Annotated in this window: 24 protein-coding genes; 10 read left to right on the top strand and 14 right to left on the bottom strand. The window is 62.7% G+C overall.

The genetic code is table 11. The annotated features are described in order from the left end of the window. Positions 1-166 precede the first annotated feature (166 nt). The 14 genes from LC062_RS06685 to LC062_RS06620 all read right to left on the bottom strand — a co-directional run bounded on the left by LC062_RS06685 (position 167) and on the right by LC062_RS06620 (position 7,987). Complete coding sequence (locus LC062_RS06685; RefSeq protein ID WP_224910249.1) at positions 167-718, bottom strand: hypothetical protein; 552 nt, start codon at positions 716-718, stop codon at positions 167-169. Continuing rightward, positions 718-900 (bottom strand): hypothetical protein, encoded by a 183-nt coding sequence (locus LC062_RS06680; protein ID WP_224910248.1) that lies wholly within the window; start codon positions 898-900, stop codon positions 718-720. Before LC062_RS06680 ends, LC062_RS06685 begins: the two co-directional genes overlap by 1 nt. Next, positions 897-1,220 carry a hypothetical protein gene (locus LC062_RS06675; protein ID WP_224910247.1) on the bottom strand — a complete coding sequence of 108 codons (324 nt, stop codon included), beginning with the start codon at positions 1,218-1,220 and terminating at the stop codon, positions 897-899. The genes LC062_RS06680 and LC062_RS06675 overlap by 4 nt, the downstream gene beginning before the upstream one ends. Then, positions 1,217-2,059, bottom strand: coding sequence for a phosphoadenosine phosphosulfate reductase domain-containing protein (locus tag LC062_RS06670; RefSeq protein ID WP_224910246.1), 843 nt, complete (start codon positions 2,057-2,059; stop codon positions 1,217-1,219). Before LC062_RS06670 ends, LC062_RS06675 begins: the two co-directional genes overlap by 4 nt. Continuing rightward, complete coding sequence (locus LC062_RS06665; protein ID WP_224910245.1) at positions 2,056-2,718, bottom strand: hypothetical protein; 663 nt, start codon at positions 2,716-2,718, stop codon at positions 2,056-2,058. Before LC062_RS06665 ends, LC062_RS06670 begins: the two co-directional genes overlap by 4 nt. After that, positions 2,715-3,677: a toprim domain-containing protein gene (locus tag LC062_RS06660; protein ID WP_224910244.1), complete on the bottom strand. Its 963-nt coding sequence runs from the start codon at positions 3,675-3,677 to the stop codon at positions 2,715-2,717. The genes LC062_RS06665 and LC062_RS06660 overlap by 4 nt, the downstream gene beginning before the upstream one ends. Next, positions 3,677-5,158 (bottom strand): DEAD/DEAH box helicase, encoded by a 1,482-nt coding sequence (locus LC062_RS06655; RefSeq protein ID WP_224910243.1) that lies wholly within the window; start codon positions 5,156-5,158, stop codon positions 3,677-3,679. The genes LC062_RS06660 and LC062_RS06655 overlap by 1 nt, the downstream gene beginning before the upstream one ends. After that, positions 5,155-5,742, bottom strand: coding sequence for a hypothetical protein (locus LC062_RS06650; RefSeq protein WP_224910242.1), 588 nt, complete (start codon positions 5,740-5,742; stop codon positions 5,155-5,157). Before LC062_RS06650 ends, LC062_RS06655 begins: the two co-directional genes overlap by 4 nt. Continuing rightward, complete coding sequence (locus LC062_RS06645; RefSeq protein WP_224910241.1) at positions 5,739-5,954, bottom strand: hypothetical protein; 216 nt, start codon at positions 5,952-5,954, stop codon at positions 5,739-5,741. The genes LC062_RS06650 and LC062_RS06645 overlap by 4 nt, the downstream gene beginning before the upstream one ends. Beyond that, positions 5,951-6,151 (bottom strand): hypothetical protein, encoded by a 201-nt coding sequence (locus tag LC062_RS06640; protein ID WP_224910240.1) that lies wholly within the window; start codon positions 6,149-6,151, stop codon positions 5,951-5,953. Before LC062_RS06640 ends, LC062_RS06645 begins: the two co-directional genes overlap by 4 nt. Further along, positions 6,148-6,504, bottom strand: a complete 357-nt coding sequence (locus LC062_RS06635) for a RusA family crossover junction endodeoxyribonuclease (protein ID WP_224910239.1) — start codon at positions 6,502-6,504, stop codon at positions 6,148-6,150. The genes LC062_RS06640 and LC062_RS06635 overlap by 4 nt, the downstream gene beginning before the upstream one ends. Then, positions 6,501-7,139, bottom strand: a complete 639-nt coding sequence (locus LC062_RS06630; RefSeq protein ID WP_224910238.1) for a GIY-YIG nuclease family protein — start codon at positions 7,137-7,139, stop codon at positions 6,501-6,503. The genes LC062_RS06635 and LC062_RS06630 overlap by 4 nt, the downstream gene beginning before the upstream one ends. After that, on the bottom strand, positions 7,136-7,504 hold the full coding sequence (locus LC062_RS06625; protein WP_224910237.1) for a hypothetical protein: 369 nt from the start codon (positions 7,502-7,504) through the stop codon (positions 7,136-7,138). Before LC062_RS06625 ends, LC062_RS06630 begins: the two co-directional genes overlap by 4 nt. Positions 7,505-7,759: 255 nt before the next feature. After that, entirely contained in the window at positions 7,760-7,987 is a 228-nt protein-coding gene (locus LC062_RS06620) for a hypothetical protein (protein WP_224910236.1), read from the bottom strand. 153 nt (positions 7,988-8,140) lie between these two features. Between LC062_RS06620 and LC062_RS06615 the strand changes: the two genes are divergently transcribed. The 10 genes from LC062_RS06615 (at position 8,141) to LC062_RS06570 (ending at position 13,434) form a co-directional block, all read left to right on the top strand. After that, positions 8,141-8,401: a hypothetical protein gene (locus tag LC062_RS06615; protein ID WP_224910235.1), complete on the top strand. Its 261-nt coding sequence runs from the start codon at positions 8,141-8,143 to the stop codon at positions 8,399-8,401. Between the two features lie 234 nt (positions 8,402-8,635). Beyond that, positions 8,636-8,905 carry a DUF6948 domain-containing protein gene (locus LC062_RS06610; protein ID WP_224910234.1) on the top strand — a complete coding sequence of 90 codons (270 nt, stop codon included), beginning with the start codon at positions 8,636-8,638 and terminating at the stop codon, positions 8,903-8,905. Beyond that, positions 8,905-9,345: a hypothetical protein gene (locus LC062_RS06605; protein ID WP_224910233.1), complete on the top strand. Its 441-nt coding sequence runs from the start codon at positions 8,905-8,907 to the stop codon at positions 9,343-9,345. Before LC062_RS06610 ends, LC062_RS06605 begins: the two co-directional genes overlap by 1 nt. Positions 9,346-9,366: 21 nt before the next feature. Beyond that, complete coding sequence (locus LC062_RS06600) at positions 9,367-9,747, top strand: hypothetical protein (RefSeq protein WP_224910232.1); 381 nt, start codon at positions 9,367-9,369, stop codon at positions 9,745-9,747. Continuing rightward, positions 9,747-10,694 carry a DUF7666 domain-containing protein gene (locus LC062_RS06595; protein WP_224910231.1) on the top strand — a complete coding sequence of 316 codons (948 nt, stop codon included), beginning with the start codon at positions 9,747-9,749 and terminating at the stop codon, positions 10,692-10,694. Before LC062_RS06600 ends, LC062_RS06595 begins: the two co-directional genes overlap by 1 nt. Before the next feature lie 212 nt (positions 10,695-10,906). Next, a complete protein-coding gene (locus LC062_RS06590) occupies positions 10,907-11,452 on the top strand; it encodes an XF1762 family protein (protein ID WP_224910230.1) in 546 nt (181 codons plus the stop codon). Then, a complete protein-coding gene (locus tag LC062_RS06585) occupies positions 11,449-11,643 on the top strand; it encodes a hypothetical protein (protein ID WP_224910229.1) in 195 nt (64 codons plus the stop codon). The genes LC062_RS06590 and LC062_RS06585 overlap by 4 nt, the downstream gene beginning before the upstream one ends. A gap of 188 nt (positions 11,644-11,831) precedes the next feature. Continuing rightward, positions 11,832-12,518, top strand: a complete 687-nt coding sequence (locus LC062_RS06580) for a hypothetical protein (RefSeq protein ID WP_224910228.1) — start codon at positions 11,832-11,834, stop codon at positions 12,516-12,518. Further along, positions 12,518-12,736 (top strand): hypothetical protein, encoded by a 219-nt coding sequence (locus tag LC062_RS06575; RefSeq protein WP_224910227.1) that lies wholly within the window; start codon positions 12,518-12,520, stop codon positions 12,734-12,736. Before LC062_RS06580 ends, LC062_RS06575 begins: the two co-directional genes overlap by 1 nt. Then, on the top strand, positions 12,733-13,434 hold the full coding sequence (locus LC062_RS06570) for a hypothetical protein (protein WP_224910226.1): 702 nt from the start codon (positions 12,733-12,735) through the stop codon (positions 13,432-13,434). Before LC062_RS06575 ends, LC062_RS06570 begins: the two co-directional genes overlap by 4 nt. The last annotated feature ends 20 nt before the right edge of the window (positions 13,435-13,454 follow it).

The raw sequence follows: 13,454 nt of genomic DNA, 5'->3' as shown, positions 1-13,454 counted from the left end.
CCCCCGCTAGAGCACGCCGCACCGATTACGTTGCCCCGTGGGGGCGATTTCCTCAAAGGGTCAAAATCACCGCAACACCTTGCCACAGCAGGCGTTTAGGGTGATCCCCTCGTTACCCATTCGGGCGAAACTCACAATTTCGGATGATCTATTAATTGCGTTTGTATCACGAGACACGCCACGCGGCAAGGTAGCCATCATCCGCCAAGCCGAAGTTTTCCACAAGCAACGACAGCCTGGACCGAAGAACATCCAAGCGCGCCTCGCTCCAGTCTGCCGTGTCAATATCGTCCACCGCAACGGCCATGACTGCCCCAATGCGACCGCCAAGCTTGTCGGCGCACTCCGAAAACCGGCGCTTTACTGACTCCACGAAATACGCGCTCAGGTATCCGCCCTGACCGCCGCGCACCTCGTCGGCGATGTTGCAGGCCCGGGGGTGCGGCTGCGGGATGCCCATCACCATGGCCCGGGAGACCCACAGTCGTTCGAATTCGCGGCCCGCGTGATACATGCCGTCGGTAATCTGGCTGCGGAGATAGGCCCGGCCAAGGGCATGCGATGCCCGCTCGGATCCGGCCTGCTCCCGCGTCAGCCGGTAGTGACGCACCCGCTGCATGATCACATCCTCGCGCAGCTTATCCGCTGCGTAATCCCGGCGCGGCTGGCCGTTCGGCTGCCGTGCCACCGTCTTCCGCTTGCGCCCCTTACGTGCCATCACTCAGCCTCCACGCGGTCCAGATGTGTCTTGGAAATGGTGGTGGTGCAGGCGTCCGGGCGAAGCTTGCTCGTCATCCAGCCGGCGACACCAGCGAGCGCGAAAATCGCAACCACGATGCCAACCGCAAACAAGATCGCCATTGCAACGGCTGACAGATCGTCCTTGTCCTGCTGCCTCATTCCGCCGCCTCCCGTCGCGAATACCATCGGGTTTCTTCCGGCGTCATCACGCTGTAGCTGTCTTGGAAAAGACCGGCGCGGAGTCGCTCCGCCAACGCATTGGCGTGATCGAGGATCGTCTCGCGATCAGCCGGGAAGCGCGGGTAGTTGATCAGCCGGACAATCACGCCCGATTGAGATCCGCCCGTGTAAACGTACTCAGCAGACTGGACTGTCACGCAGAGCCCGCATCCGCAGTATTCGCGACAGATCCGCGTTGCATCATGGACATCGCCAGCGATCAAAATTTCTGCCCAGAACGTCGGCACTGCATTTTTCATCCTGTGCACTCCCCATCGTCGGCCTGACAAAGCGCGCCCTCGGTCGACAAGGCCCAATCGCCTTGACGCTCCATGTATTCGCGCATCTCGGCGCGACTGTATCGCTTGGAGAAAGTGCATGCGTCCCCCTTCGTTGGTGGGATCAACGTTTCCATGCGTTCCCACCATTCCGCTCTCTCTGGATAGTCGCGGGTGAAGGCGGCAACGTTCGCTTCGGATTTTAAGAAGCAGCCGTCACAGTTGCCGAGCCAGCAATTGCCCCGAACGTTCGGAAGTTGAAGATCGAACGGCTGGCGCTTCCAGAATGCGGCCACGTCCTGCTTGCCGACATCAGCGTCGGCAAGAGGCGTCCAAACCGTCCAACGCTCTCTCGGCTTTGGTTTGTTCAATCGGTGCGGTTCGTCGGCGCGTATGCCGACGCAGTTGGTCCAATGCTTCCAACCGAGCGACATCAGGAATCGCTTCGCCGTCCTAATTTTCAGCTCAATGGTGCAAAATCTGGTCTGCTGGTTCGGCAGATAGTTCCTCTTCTTGATCAGCGCCTCGAACGGTTCGCCTTCCATGCTGGCGCCTTGTCGTCCGACGATCTCGAAGAACGGCTTATCCGGCCTGTACTCAAGCCAAGTTATTTCAACGCCCCAACGCCGACCGACCTCGGCAACGAAATCGAGCGTCTGCGGCATTTCCCTGCCGGTGTTCTGAAACGTGACCTCACAGCGATCAGGCAAGTCGCCATTGGCCTCAAGGATCTGGTGCAGCATGTAGGCGCTGGTCCGGCCACCGCTAAACGCGATCTGGACGTTTCCGGCTGGCAAGATGTAGTGATGTAGAGCGCTCATGCCGATTTCCTTTCCCGGCGCTCCGCCGTCTCGCCCCATTGATCGGCTGCTGCCGCCGCCATACCGTCGAACGACCGCGACCGGACCTTCCACCGGTCCGGGCCCGGCGGCGCCCGGTGGACCGCAGACCAGCGCTTGTGCTCGTCCGTGCCGGGCCGAGGCGGGGTCAGCCTGTCCGTTGCAAAGAGCTTGGGGAGCCCGCGCAGATACCAGCCGGTCGCCTTGAAATATGGCTCGCCGAACCACCACGGCTGGACGATCTGCGGACGCGGCAGGTCAACAGGCAGCCGCTCGCGGGCGTGCCGGTGCATCACGGGGTTCTCGACCGCGACACGCTCAATCGGCGCCTGCCAGCACGCGGAGAACAGGGCCGCGCCCTCGTCCAGCTCCTGCCACATCTCGGCGCGCGTGCGGCCCGGCGGCGGCGTGTGGAGCCAGCGAACGCCGCTGTTGCAAAGTCGGGTGCAAGGCGGATGCATTACCGCCAGCAGATCCCAGCCATCGCCCAGGATCTCGCGGATGTCGCAGCGGATATGCCGGTTGCTGCCATCGTCGGCCGGCAGAAGGTCGCAGGACCACACGTCATGCCCGCGCTCGGCGAACGCCCGGCGGAAGACACCGCTCGACTCGCAGCCGATCAGAACCCGCAGAGCCGTCATGCCATCGCCCTTTCCTGTTGCCGCGCGCCGCGCTTTGCCATCAACACGTCGTTCCAGTCCTGCCCGGCCAGTGGCGGAACCTTGACCGTCACGCTCAGCCCCTTCGCCGAAAGCCGGTTCGCCAGCTCATAGGCCGCCCGGTGCCCCGCGAAATTCGCGTCGTTGTCGGCGAAGATAACCACCTCGTCGCAACCTTCCGGCGGCTGCCATTTCTTCAGAAGGCCCGTGTTCAGCGCGGCCCACACCGGGATTTCAAACAGCACGGCGGCGGACATGCATGTTTCGATGCCCTCGCCGATACCGAGCGCGCCGCCGGCAAAATCGTCGCAAAGGCGCACGGCGGACCCGTCCGGGATATCTCCCGGCATCATCTTGCGCGGGCTGTCCATTTCGGCCTTCGCCAGCCCATCGGGCCGCAAGTAGGTCCGGTGCAGCGTCACATTCGCGCCGTCCGGCCCTTGCACTGTCGCCACCATCGCCGGGCGCACACCGCCCTTGCCATCGCGCAGACCCTTCGCCGTGCGCAGTGCCTTGGGATAGTGTTCCTCGCCAATGCCGCGCGCTTGCAGATACCGGTCAACGACATCGCCGGGCTCCACCCGCACCGTCTGCGCGGCCACCTCGCGCAGCCATGCGCGGATCTGGTCAGGCCGATACTCAGCCTTTGGCGCGTCGCGCTCGAACCGCTCATTGCCCAGTATCCTGTCGATCTGCGGCGCCACCTCGATAAACGGGCGCCCGGTGAATTTCATCGCCAACGACAGCCCGTCACCCGCCCCGCACTGGTTGCAGATAAACGTGCCGTTGCCATCGCGGTTGTCGTACCTGAACCGGTTCTTTCCGCCGCAAATCGGGCACGGGCCGTGCCGATCGCGCAGGGCCTCACCCGGCACGCCCAGGTGCATCAGGATGCCCCGCCATTGGCCTTTCGCGGCGTCCTTGGTCTTCTGGTGAAACATCAGGCGGCCCTCCGCTTGCTCTTGGACTTGGCAAAGGCGATCCGGCGGCTGCGCTCATAGCTCAAGAACGCCTGGTCCGGCGGGGCCTTGATATCGTCCAGCCCACGCGGCCATTCGCCGAACCGTGCCCGGTGCATCGCCAGCGCGAACTTTCCGGCCTTGCAACGCTCTCCGTCGAGCCACAGGGCCATGGACCAGAACCGTTGCTTCTCCGCCTTTGTCGGAACCACCTTCTTGCCGGTGATCTGGACCAGCCGGCCCTCCGCCGTCTCCACATCACCAATCCGCTGGCGCTCATGGCCGCAGTTGGTGCAGACCAGACCGCTGGCGATCACGCCGCACTTGCTGCATGGCTTCGGCAGCTTGTCGGCACCGGCCACCGCCTCGCGCTTTTCGCCGGGCTTGGTCGCGTCGAGCTTGTCGTGGTGGATATCCGTGACCAGGCCAAGCCGGAGCGAGTTGCCCGCGTGGTCGAAAATAACGCAATCCTCGGTGCCATCATTCACCCTCAGCCCGCGCCCGATTGTCTGGACATGCAGCATTTCGGATTTCTTCGGGGCGGCATCGATCAGGCATGACACCGGCAGGTCAACGCCTGTCGTCATGGTCCGAACCGAGACGATCACCGGGATTTCACGCTCGCGGAATTTCGCGCCGAGATATTCCCGCTCCACCCGATCCGTGAACCCGTCAACATAGGCGGAGGCCACCCCGGCCCGGGAGAACTCCTTGTGCAGCAGGGCCGCATGCGCCCGGTTGACCGCAAAGCACAGCGTCGGGCGGTTCTCGCCATGCGCAAGCCAGTTCTCGACAACGTTGCCAACCAGCTTGGCCTCGCCCATCACCTGTTCCAGCGCGTCCTCGGCGTAGTCTCCACCGATAGACCTCACCTTGGACAGGTCCGGAACGTCCGGGCCATAGACCGAGAACCGCGACAGGTAGCCGTCATCGATCAATTCGGAGATCGTGGTCGGGATCACCAGGTCCTGCCAGCGCAAGCCCATGCCGCGTGCCCATGGCGTGGCCGACAGACCGGCAAAAAACACATCCTTGCGCTTGTCCAGTAGATCGTTGATCGCCTTGAACTGCATGTGGCATTCATCGACCAGCATCAGCGCCGCATCCGGGATCTGCCGGCGGCTCAGCGTCTGGACCGATGCCACCTGAACCGCCGCGTCCTTGTTCGTCCGCGGGTGGTTCGCCTGCATCACGCCGATGTCTTCAATGCCCTCAGCCTCGAAAGCCGCGACGGTCTGGTCGATCAACGAAACCGCCGGTGCGGTGAAGATCACCCGGTTTCCCTTGCCAAGAGCACGTTCGATGATCTTGGCGGCGACCAGCGTCTTGCCGAAGCCGGTGGGGCCCTGGATCACGACACGGCGATTGCCTTTTCCAAGGGATGATCGAAGCATTTCGATTGCCCGCACCTGATGCGGACGAAGCTGCTTCACCTGGCCGGGTTTTTTGAAGAGGTCGGTCATGCCGCGACACCTCGCGGATCGATTTCCGGCGCCAGCCAAGGGACTGGCTCGGAAGGTGGCCAAAAGCTCGAACGGTTGTTATTCTCTATATAGCCGTGCAATTTTTGCACGGTTTCACGGGCCGAGATTTTTCCGTGAAACAGGGTATATGCCGGCTGCTTGCGGTGCCGCGCGACGGGGCGAAGCGGGCGCGAGCGAGCGGGCTTGAAGGGCTTGTATTCGACCAGTCCGGCGGGCGCGCAGTCCGGGATTTTCGCCCCGATCAGCAGCAGCAACGCGCCGAGGTTCATTCGGTATGCCGTCGCCTTCCCGCGCCCTCCGGTGGCGCGGCCGATCTCGATCATCACGCCGGCGTCTCGGAGCATCGCCAATGTGCTGGCAACCGTCCGTTCGCTGGTCAGGGTCTTGCGGGCGATGACGGCCCGCTTCGGGGTGATGCGGCCCTTCTCCTTGTGGTGGCTCCACAGGTCGAACAGCGCGGCGACGATCACCCGTTGCGATTTGGTCAGGAACCGGCTTTTCCGGGTCGCGGCGCGCACATAGCGGCGGAACGCGAATTCCTGGCTGTCCTTGAACGACTTCATGCCGTCCATCCCATGTCAGTCCGGCCCGCGGGTAGGCCGTTCACCATGTCCGAGCGGATGCCGAGATAGCTCCACCCTCTACGCCCCATGTCTCCGGTGGGCTGCGCGTTGTGATCCAACACGGTTTCGACCTTGGCGCCGCGCTTCATCCAGTAAGCGCCGATCATGGCGGACAGGCGAGCGTTGAACTCGCGTTCGGTTTCGCGTTTCATGGGCGGGCCTCCTTGAGTTCCGGGCATGCGGTGATCAGCGCAACGGTGATGGTGACCAGACCGTCAAGCGTGAAAGCGGGCCTGACGCCAGCGCACACGGTGCGGCGCGGCGGGTGCAGCGTGCGGAAGGTGATGCTGGTGCGCCGGATCGGCGGCACGGGCCTTGTGATGATCTTCAGCGGTGCCGGGGGCATCATGCGTCCTCCTTGTGCGGTTCGATCGTGACCCGGCACGGCGGCCCGGCCTCCACCCAAGCGAAGGTGTGGCTCTTGATCGTGCGGTTGCTGTCGCCGTCGATCAGGCGATTGCGGGTCAGCGTGTCGAACACGCACTTGCCGAGGTTGTCGGCATCGCGCTCCCGGCGATCCGGGGCGACCAGCTCGATGCGGATCCTGACCGGGCCAGAGATCGGCTTGGGGCTTTGCGCCCGGATCATCCATCCGGCCTCGGTGGCGTAGGCCTGGTATCGCTTTGTCGGGATGCCGCCGCCGCCCCGCCTCTTGATGAAACAGGCGTGAAGCGGCACCGGAAAAGGAAGGGTGATCCTCATGCGCCGCTGGCCAGTTCTGTCTGGCACGAAGGCTTCTGCGCTGCGTACAGCCTTGCTGTTGCGTCGGGGAGAAGCCCACGCTGTGCTTGGTGCATCATCATCATGACGACAGCATCGTGAGCTTCTTGGATCGCGATGAACTCAGCGGCTGATACACTCACCGCTTCACGGTACCAGATGCTTTTGACTTTGCGCCTTGTCAGCCCGGTATGGGCCGCGACACGCGCGAAAAGATCGGCGATGCGCTCGCCGTGAACTCTTGGCCCGGCTATCACGATCAGCGACGAACGGGCTCTTTCCGTGAACTCGTCACTCTTGCGCACGTCTCCGAGCGCGGCTCCGGGGTCCGGGTGCGCCATCTCCGGGAGCGCGTCCATGCCCTTCTCAGAAATTGCCTTCGCTGTGTCGAGAAGGCGCTGCGATGGCGAAAACCACTCGCCATGCAGCCGTGTTTCCACGAACACCTGATGCAGGTAAAATTCAGTGCGCCTTGTGGCCGGGGTTCTGGCAAGGACCGTCATCCTGGTCTTTGTGACGCTGGCGAGTGTCTTGAGCCTCTGCTCAACGTTCGCGGAGAACCCGATTTTCACCGGGCCAGCGCTTGAGGCCGCGATATAGACCTCACCGACCATCATTTCTTCGCCTCCTTGACCTTACGAACCAGATTTTCAACCTTCTCCACCAAAGCATCATCAAGGTCATTGCCAGCCGCTTCCGCCATCTTGAGTTCGTGTTCGAGGAGACGAGCCTGACGCGCACATTCGGTCCGGTACGCGCGGCGCAATGCGTTGTAGGCGCCAAGCATGATGTCCTTGGGTGGGCGATAACGCAGACCCCAAAGCAGGCCATACGGGATGCCGTGGCGCTGCTCGATGCGGCGCATTGCGTTGCTCAGGTCTCCGGGGCCCCGGATCTCGCGCTGGACAATCGCACTGGCCATTTCTCTTGCCGCTGCAACTGACATTCCGTTCTCCGCTTCCTGCAAAAACTTTTTGCGCATTTGCAAACCCTCCTGCTCCACCTTTGTTGTCAGTGGAGCAGGAGGTTTTCTTTGAAACCAGAAGGACGCCGCCAAGCACCCCTCTTGCATTGATCAGCGGAGACCGCGCCAACGGCTCGACGCTGCGGATAAAAGGACCGGGCCAAAGAGGAGGCCCGGTCAGTTGGCCGGCCCCAGGGAGTGGGAAAAGCCGACGGTAGAGAAACAGGTTCCGCGAGAATTGCCCCCTCGCGGGGAGGGCCGGCGCGCGCTAGCTCATTCGCCTTGAGAGCGCGCGCCGGCTGCTCCATCGCCATCAGCACGGGAGGAGGAATACGAGGCGATGAAGTCCTGTATTTTTGCTGCTGTGCGTGTGGTGACATCGCCGCCGTCGCGGAGGCGCTTGACCAGGTTCTTGGTGCTGGCAGCCTCACGCCCAAACCTGGTCGGAGACATGCCCGATGCTCTCAAGAACTTCTCGACGCTTTCTCGGATATCGCTCATGGGGGCATGATGGGGGCAGATTTGCCCCCATGTCAAGGCTCAAATTAGCCCCCGTGCAAATTCAACCGATTTTGCTAAATTCTCGGCATGAAAATTGACTGGCGAAACAACATCAGATCGGCGATTGCGCGTAAGGGGAAATCCCTACGCGCCGTGTCACTCGCGATCGGCAAGGACCCAGATTACTTGAAGCGAGCACTGCGCGAGACTGGCCCGGTTCCATCCGTTGAAGTCATCATAGATATCTCAGAAGAGATTCGCGAGCCGCTTGCCGCATTAATCGACGGGCTTCCTATCAACGGGATTTCAGCCGATTTTATTCGCCAGTACGCCAGCCTTTCCAAGGACGAGCAGAGCGCAGTGATCGGAATGATTGCCGCGCTCGCCAAGGCGGGTGACAAACGCAAGGACTAATTCTTGCGCCTCGCGATCCAGTTCGCAGAACCGTCTAAAAACCTCGCCATCACGCATATCGGCCTCCTGGCTGGTAATTCAATATTCGCATAACTTTCCCGTCAAGAGGGCGCGGGCGTCATTTTTCACTAATAGCTGAAGTTGAATATGGGGGGGCAAATTTGCCCCTTTTTTGAGTTGACAATAGGGTCATTTTTGCCCCACACTCTCCCCATCAACAGATGGAGAGACGTCATGAAGCCTGTTTTGATCACCACCGAACATCGCGGAGTTTTTGCCGGCCTGATCCATGATGATCAGGACCTGACGGCCACGTCCATGCCGCTCAAGGGCGCCAAGATGGCGATCTATTGGGGCACCACGCGCGGCGTCATGGAACTGTGCGACACCGGCCCGACCGAGAAAAGCAAGATCAGCCTCCCCGCCGACATCCCGATGCTCCATGGCATTACCGCTGTGTTCTCGATCACGGATGAAGCCTGGGCCAAGTGGGAGGCCGCGTGATGGCACCCGACACGATCATCACAGCAGATGACGTGATCCGTTCCGGCGCCTGCCGGGGCGGGGTCTACGAAGTCCTCGACCGGCTTCATGGCCGGGTTTCGGCTGCGATGCCCGCGCAAGCTGTGATGCGGCTGCTGCCGCGCGATCAACGCCACTACGTCCAAACTGCTGCGGCGCTGGACGGCTACGGCTCCGGCGACGGCGACGGCTCCGGCTACGGCGACGGCTCCGGCTACGGCTACGGCTCCGGCGACGGCGACGGCTCCGGCGACGGCTACGGCTCCGGCTACGGCTACGGCTACGGCTCCGGCGACGGCGACGGCTCCGGCTACGGCGACGGCTCCGGCTACGGCGACGGCTCCGGCTACGGCTACGGCGACGGCGACGGCTACGGCTCCGGCTACGGCGACGGCGACGGCGACGGCTACGGCGAAATTTAACAAGCAGCAAGGAGAGACGCCATGTCAGCCCATGCAAGCACCAACAACGCCACCCGCCTGATCATCATCGATCGGGTCGGCGGCATGGACACGATCCGCGAGACCGACCACAGCGACACGTTGGCGAAGTTCTCCGCCGATCTGGTGGATGGTGATTTCTGCGACGTTCAGAAGGTGTTCAGGCTCGACCTGGTGACCGGCCAGACGGTGGACATCACCAAGGACGCAATCGAGGCGGCAGTTGTGCATGGCCTCTACAATTGCTGGACGCGGCTCCGGAATGTGCCGGCATGGTTTCGGGATAATGGCCATGTGACCGAGGATGATTTCGAGGACGCCGGCGACCCGAATGCGGAACACCGCCTGACCGCCGCAGCGCTTGGCGTGGGGAGGGCAGCGTGATGGCGGAGAAGGGCACGGTCATCACGGCCTACAAGGGCTTCAATCGCGACATGACCTGTCGTGGTTTCCAGTACGAAACCGGCCAGACCTACACGCACGCCGGAGACGTTGTCCGCTGCGGCGCCGGGGGGTTCCACTCGTGCGAAATGCCGCTGGATGTGTTTGGCTATTACGCACCTTGCACGAGCGTATTCGCAGCCGTTGAGATCGGTGGGCACATTGCCCGCGATGAGGGCGATGACAGCAAGATTGCCTCTGGCGAAATCACCATCAAGGCCAGCATTTCACTTGGCGATCTGACCCGCAAAGCTGTCGCCTGGGTGGCTCGCATGGCCGAGCAGCAGGGTAACGGTGGATATGCGGCGGGCAATCGCGGCCACGCATCGGCGGCGGGCTACTCCGGCCACGCATCGGCGGCGGGCTACTCCGGCCACGCATCGGCGGCGGGCGAATCCGGCCACGCATCGGCGGCGGGCTACTCCGGCCACGCATCGGCGGCGGGCGACTCCGGCCACGCATCGGCGGCGGGCGACTCCGGCCACGCATCGGCGGCGGGCGACTACGGCCACGCATCGGCGGCGGGCGACTACGGCCACGCATCGGCGGCGGGCTACTCCGGCCACGCATCGGCGGCGGGCAATCGCGGCCACGCATCGGCGGCGGGCGACTCCGGCCACGCATCGGCGGCGGGCAATCGCGGCCACGCATCGGCGGCGGGCGACTACGGCCACGCATCGGTCAAGGGAAGGAATTCAATTGCTGCTGCCCTTGGCGTTGGAGGTGTGTCGTCCGCTGAAGTTGGCGGGGCAATCATGCTCGCGGCCTACGATGATGACGACAATCTTGTGGCTGTGCGCGCGTCTCTCGTCGGCGAGAACGGCGTTGAGGCCGGCAAAGCATATCGCCTGTCGGTCGAAGGCGAGTTTATCGAAGTGGAGGCCGCGTGATGCACGAGATCATCCGCGATCTGACCGCGATCATCTCCATCGTCGCCTTTTCTGCGGCCTTCGCCATGTGGGGCACGGCATTCGTGATGGTGGCGCCATGACCGACGGGCCTAAGCGTATCCAGCGCTCCCGCGCCAAGGGCTGGCGGATGCCGGCCGGGGCGGTCTACGTCGTCCGGTTTGCAACCAAGAGTCAAATGGAGGTCGCGCAACATGCTTGACCTCCGGCCGATCACCCGAGACGAGGCCAAGGCTTTTGTCAGAGAGCATCACCGCCATCACGGCGCCCCGGTCGGGGATCTATGGCGTCATGCAGTCCACGATGATGAGGGAGTTGTTGTCGGGGTAGCCGTAGTGGGCAGGCCAGTTGCGCGGGCGCTCGATGACGGGTTGACCGTCGAGGTCACCAGGCTTTGCACGCTGGGGGTATTGAACGCCGACAGCATGCTCTACGGCGCGGCGCGCAGAGCGGCTAACGCGAAAGGCTATCGACGCGTGTTGACCTACATCCTCGCAAGCGAATGGAACCGTTTTGTCGATGACGGAGGCAATACGTGCGGCGAGTGCGATCCAACGGCACGTCGAGTTGGCGGCGCTGGTGTTCGAGCCGCCGGCTACCGCCTCCTCTGGAAGGTGAAAGGTCGCAGTTGGGACACCCCATCACGACCAAGAACAGACAAGCATCCGACTGAGGACAAAATAGCCCTCGGCTGGGGGCAATGGCCTCAGTCCGACTTGATCAAGGAGCCGACCCCATGAAAGCCATCTCCCTGCCGCAGCCCCACGCATGGGCCACCACCATGTGCGCCGTTGGCAGCATCACCACGTCTTTCGGTTGGCGCCGGCAACCGCGCCTTGGCCCAGTGCTGATCCATGCCAGCGCGAACGAGTTGCCGGGCCATGTCGACGGCCTGATGAAGCTAGCCAACAAGACGGAGGGGCAGTCATGACCGCCCTCACCTTCCTGGCCGGCTTTGTCTGCGGCGCCCTGTCTTTCGGACTGCTCGTGCTCGCTTACCGCGATGGATTGGCGGCGCAGGCAAGAGACGAGCGCGAATAACCCATCCCCAACTGGCCGGTCCGCCGGCCCTTTCTCAGGCCCGCGCGGCGGGCCTCAGCAAGCAGCGGGAGGCAAGAGATGAAGATCGTAGCGATGGTTCGATTTAATAAAAAATGGGCGTACGTTTTCGATGCTCCCGTGTGCTTCCAATACAGCGAAGAGACGATCAACGGCGTTAGGTATTTGATCGGTCGCGACGGTCCGTTTGTGAGAGCTCTTCAGTACGAGAAAGCGCAAGGAAGATTCAAAGCCTTTGCGGGCGCCGAAATTACGCTTTCCATGGCCGACGGGTCTAGCCGCACCGTTAAAGACGACTGGTGGTCTGTGGTGCCTCCTTTTAGCGGGGTCACCGCTATCACGTACAACACAGTAGACGAACTGAAGCGTTGCTACGTCTACATGGGTGGATGTGTGGAGACGGGCGCTCTTGAGTCACTTGTCTCCGAATACGAGACCCGCACATCCGGGCCATACGGCCATCCCGCCGGTGGATGGCGGTACGGCTACTATGACTTCGAGAAAGTAATCAAGTTTGACGACATTCGCAGAAACGCTTTGCGCAAACAATTCCACCTAGAAAGAGCGAACAAACACTTGGTGAGACACGCGAAGTCGTGGGCCGCCGCTGCGCGTTCAAAGCCCCGCTTCCGCGTCAAGGCCATCAGCGTCAAGCACGCCGCCGGATGGCTGTTCGACATGGCAGACAGCGAAGTGAGGCGCGGCGTTCCGTGCCCGGCCTGCAATAGCGCCAAGGAGGATGTGTAATGGGCGTTGCACGAGACCTTCAGCCATCCAGCCCTGAGAGCCTGCGCGGCTTTGCGCATCGCCTCAGGGCCCAGGCAATCGAGGCGCAGGCCGAAGCGGCTCGCTGCCACAGGCGCAGCCGCCGGCTGATCGGCAATGCAGAGGATGTTGACCGGCAGGCCGCCGCCCTTGAGGCGAGCGAGCGCCGCCGCACCGAATTCATGAGGGCCGCAGAATGACTAACGCACAAGCACTCCGCAACATCACGCCGTTTGATGAGATCGTGTTGAAGATCGACGAGCTTTATGACGAGGCCAAGAACTGGGCCGATGGCGAGCCGATCCAGAACCAGCAGCAGCACGACGCGGTGGAGAAGATCCGGGACGCGATCCATGAGGCCGGCAAGAAGGCTGACGAGATGCGCAAGGAGGAAAAGCGCCCGCTCGATGAGCAGGTGAAGGCCATCCAGGATCGCTACAACCCGCTGATCCAGCCGAAGAAAGGCAAGGTCGACCGGGCCAAGTCGGCGCTTGGCGACGTGCTGGCCGTCTGGCGCGACAAGCTGGCGGATGAGGCCCGGGCCAAGGCCGAGGCGGCCCGCATCGAGGCTGAGGAAAAGCGCCGAGCCGCTGAAGAAGCCATGCGGTCCAGCGCCGGCGATCTGGAAGCGCGCGAGGAAGCCGAGGAAATCCTCTCGGCAGCAAAGAACGCGGAGAAGCAGGCCAAGCGCGCCGACAAAGCGGCCACCACTGGCACGGGACTGCGGACCTACTACCGCGCCGAAATCGAGGATCTGACCGCAGTGCTTCGGCACTACTGGCCGATCCGCCGTGCCGAGCTTGAGGAATTCGCTCTTGGTCTGGCGAATGCCGATGTGCGCGCCGGCAAGCGTGACATCCCGGGCGTGCGCGTCATCGAAGAAAAGAGGGCAGTGTGATGGCAAATGCAGTTGAGGTC

The sequence above is a fragment of the Stappia indica genome, assembly GCF_020177335.1.
In the GTDB taxonomy this organism is placed as follows: Bacteria; Pseudomonadota; Alphaproteobacteria; order Rhizobiales; family Stappiaceae; genus Stappia; species Stappia indica_B.
Note: the sequence above shows the minus strand (reverse complement) of the source record. Positions and strands in the feature narration are given on the sequence as shown.

Coding starts and splice junctions, on each gene's coding strand:
- LC062_RS06685 (WP_224910249.1), bottom strand. CDS start 718: ATGGCACGTAAGGGGCGCAAGCGGAAGACGGTGGCACGGCAGCCGAAC.
- LC062_RS06680 (WP_224910248.1), bottom strand. CDS start 900: ATGAGGCAGCAGGACAAGGACGATCTGTCAGCCGTTGCAATGGCGATC.
- LC062_RS06675 (WP_224910247.1), bottom strand. CDS start 1,220: ATGAAAAATGCAGTGCCGACGTTCTGGGCAGAAATTTTGATCGCTGGC.
- LC062_RS06670 (WP_224910246.1), bottom strand. CDS start 2,059: ATGAGCGCTCTACATCACTACATCTTGCCAGCCGGAAACGTCCAGATC.
- LC062_RS06665 (WP_224910245.1), bottom strand. CDS start 2,718: ATGACGGCTCTGCGGGTTCTGATCGGCTGCGAGTCGAGCGGTGTCTTC.
- LC062_RS06660 (WP_224910244.1), bottom strand. CDS start 3,677: ATGTTTCACCAGAAGACCAAGGACGCCGCGAAAGGCCAATGGCGGGGC.
- LC062_RS06655 (WP_224910243.1), bottom strand. CDS start 5,158: ATGACCGACCTCTTCAAAAAACCCGGCCAGGTGAAGCAGCTTCGTCCG.
- LC062_RS06650 (WP_224910242.1), bottom strand. CDS start 5,742: ATGAAGTCGTTCAAGGACAGCCAGGAATTCGCGTTCCGCCGCTATGTG.
- LC062_RS06645 (WP_224910241.1), bottom strand. CDS start 5,954: ATGAAACGCGAAACCGAACGCGAGTTCAACGCTCGCCTGTCCGCCATG.
- LC062_RS06640 (WP_224910240.1), bottom strand. CDS start 6,151: ATGATGCCCCCGGCACCGCTGAAGATCATCACAAGGCCCGTGCCGCCG.
- LC062_RS06635 (WP_224910239.1), bottom strand. CDS start 6,504: ATGAGGATCACCCTTCCTTTTCCGGTGCCGCTTCACGCCTGTTTCATC.
- LC062_RS06630 (WP_224910238.1), bottom strand. CDS start 7,139: ATGATGGTCGGTGAGGTCTATATCGCGGCCTCAAGCGCTGGCCCGGTG.
- LC062_RS06625 (WP_224910237.1), bottom strand. CDS start 7,504: ATGCGCAAAAAGTTTTTGCAGGAAGCGGAGAACGGAATGTCAGTTGCA.
- LC062_RS06620 (WP_224910236.1), bottom strand. CDS start 7,987: ATGAGCGATATCCGAGAAAGCGTCGAGAAGTTCTTGAGAGCATCGGGC.
- LC062_RS06610 (WP_224910234.1), top strand. CDS start 8,636: ATGAAGCCTGTTTTGATCACCACCGAACATCGCGGAGTTTTTGCCGGC.
- LC062_RS06605 (WP_224910233.1), top strand. CDS start 8,905: ATGGCACCCGACACGATCATCACAGCAGATGACGTGATCCGTTCCGGC.
- LC062_RS06600 (WP_224910232.1), top strand. CDS start 9,367: ATGTCAGCCCATGCAAGCACCAACAACGCCACCCGCCTGATCATCATC.
- LC062_RS06595 (WP_224910231.1), top strand. CDS start 9,747: ATGGCGGAGAAGGGCACGGTCATCACGGCCTACAAGGGCTTCAATCGC.
- LC062_RS06590 (WP_224910230.1), top strand. CDS start 10,907: ATGCTTGACCTCCGGCCGATCACCCGAGACGAGGCCAAGGCTTTTGTC.
- LC062_RS06585 (WP_224910229.1), top strand. CDS start 11,449: ATGAAAGCCATCTCCCTGCCGCAGCCCCACGCATGGGCCACCACCATG.
- LC062_RS06580 (WP_224910228.1), top strand. CDS start 11,832: ATGAAGATCGTAGCGATGGTTCGATTTAATAAAAAATGGGCGTACGTT.
- LC062_RS06575 (WP_224910227.1), top strand. CDS start 12,518: ATGGGCGTTGCACGAGACCTTCAGCCATCCAGCCCTGAGAGCCTGCGC.
- LC062_RS06570 (WP_224910226.1), top strand. CDS start 12,733: ATGACTAACGCACAAGCACTCCGCAACATCACGCCGTTTGATGAGATC.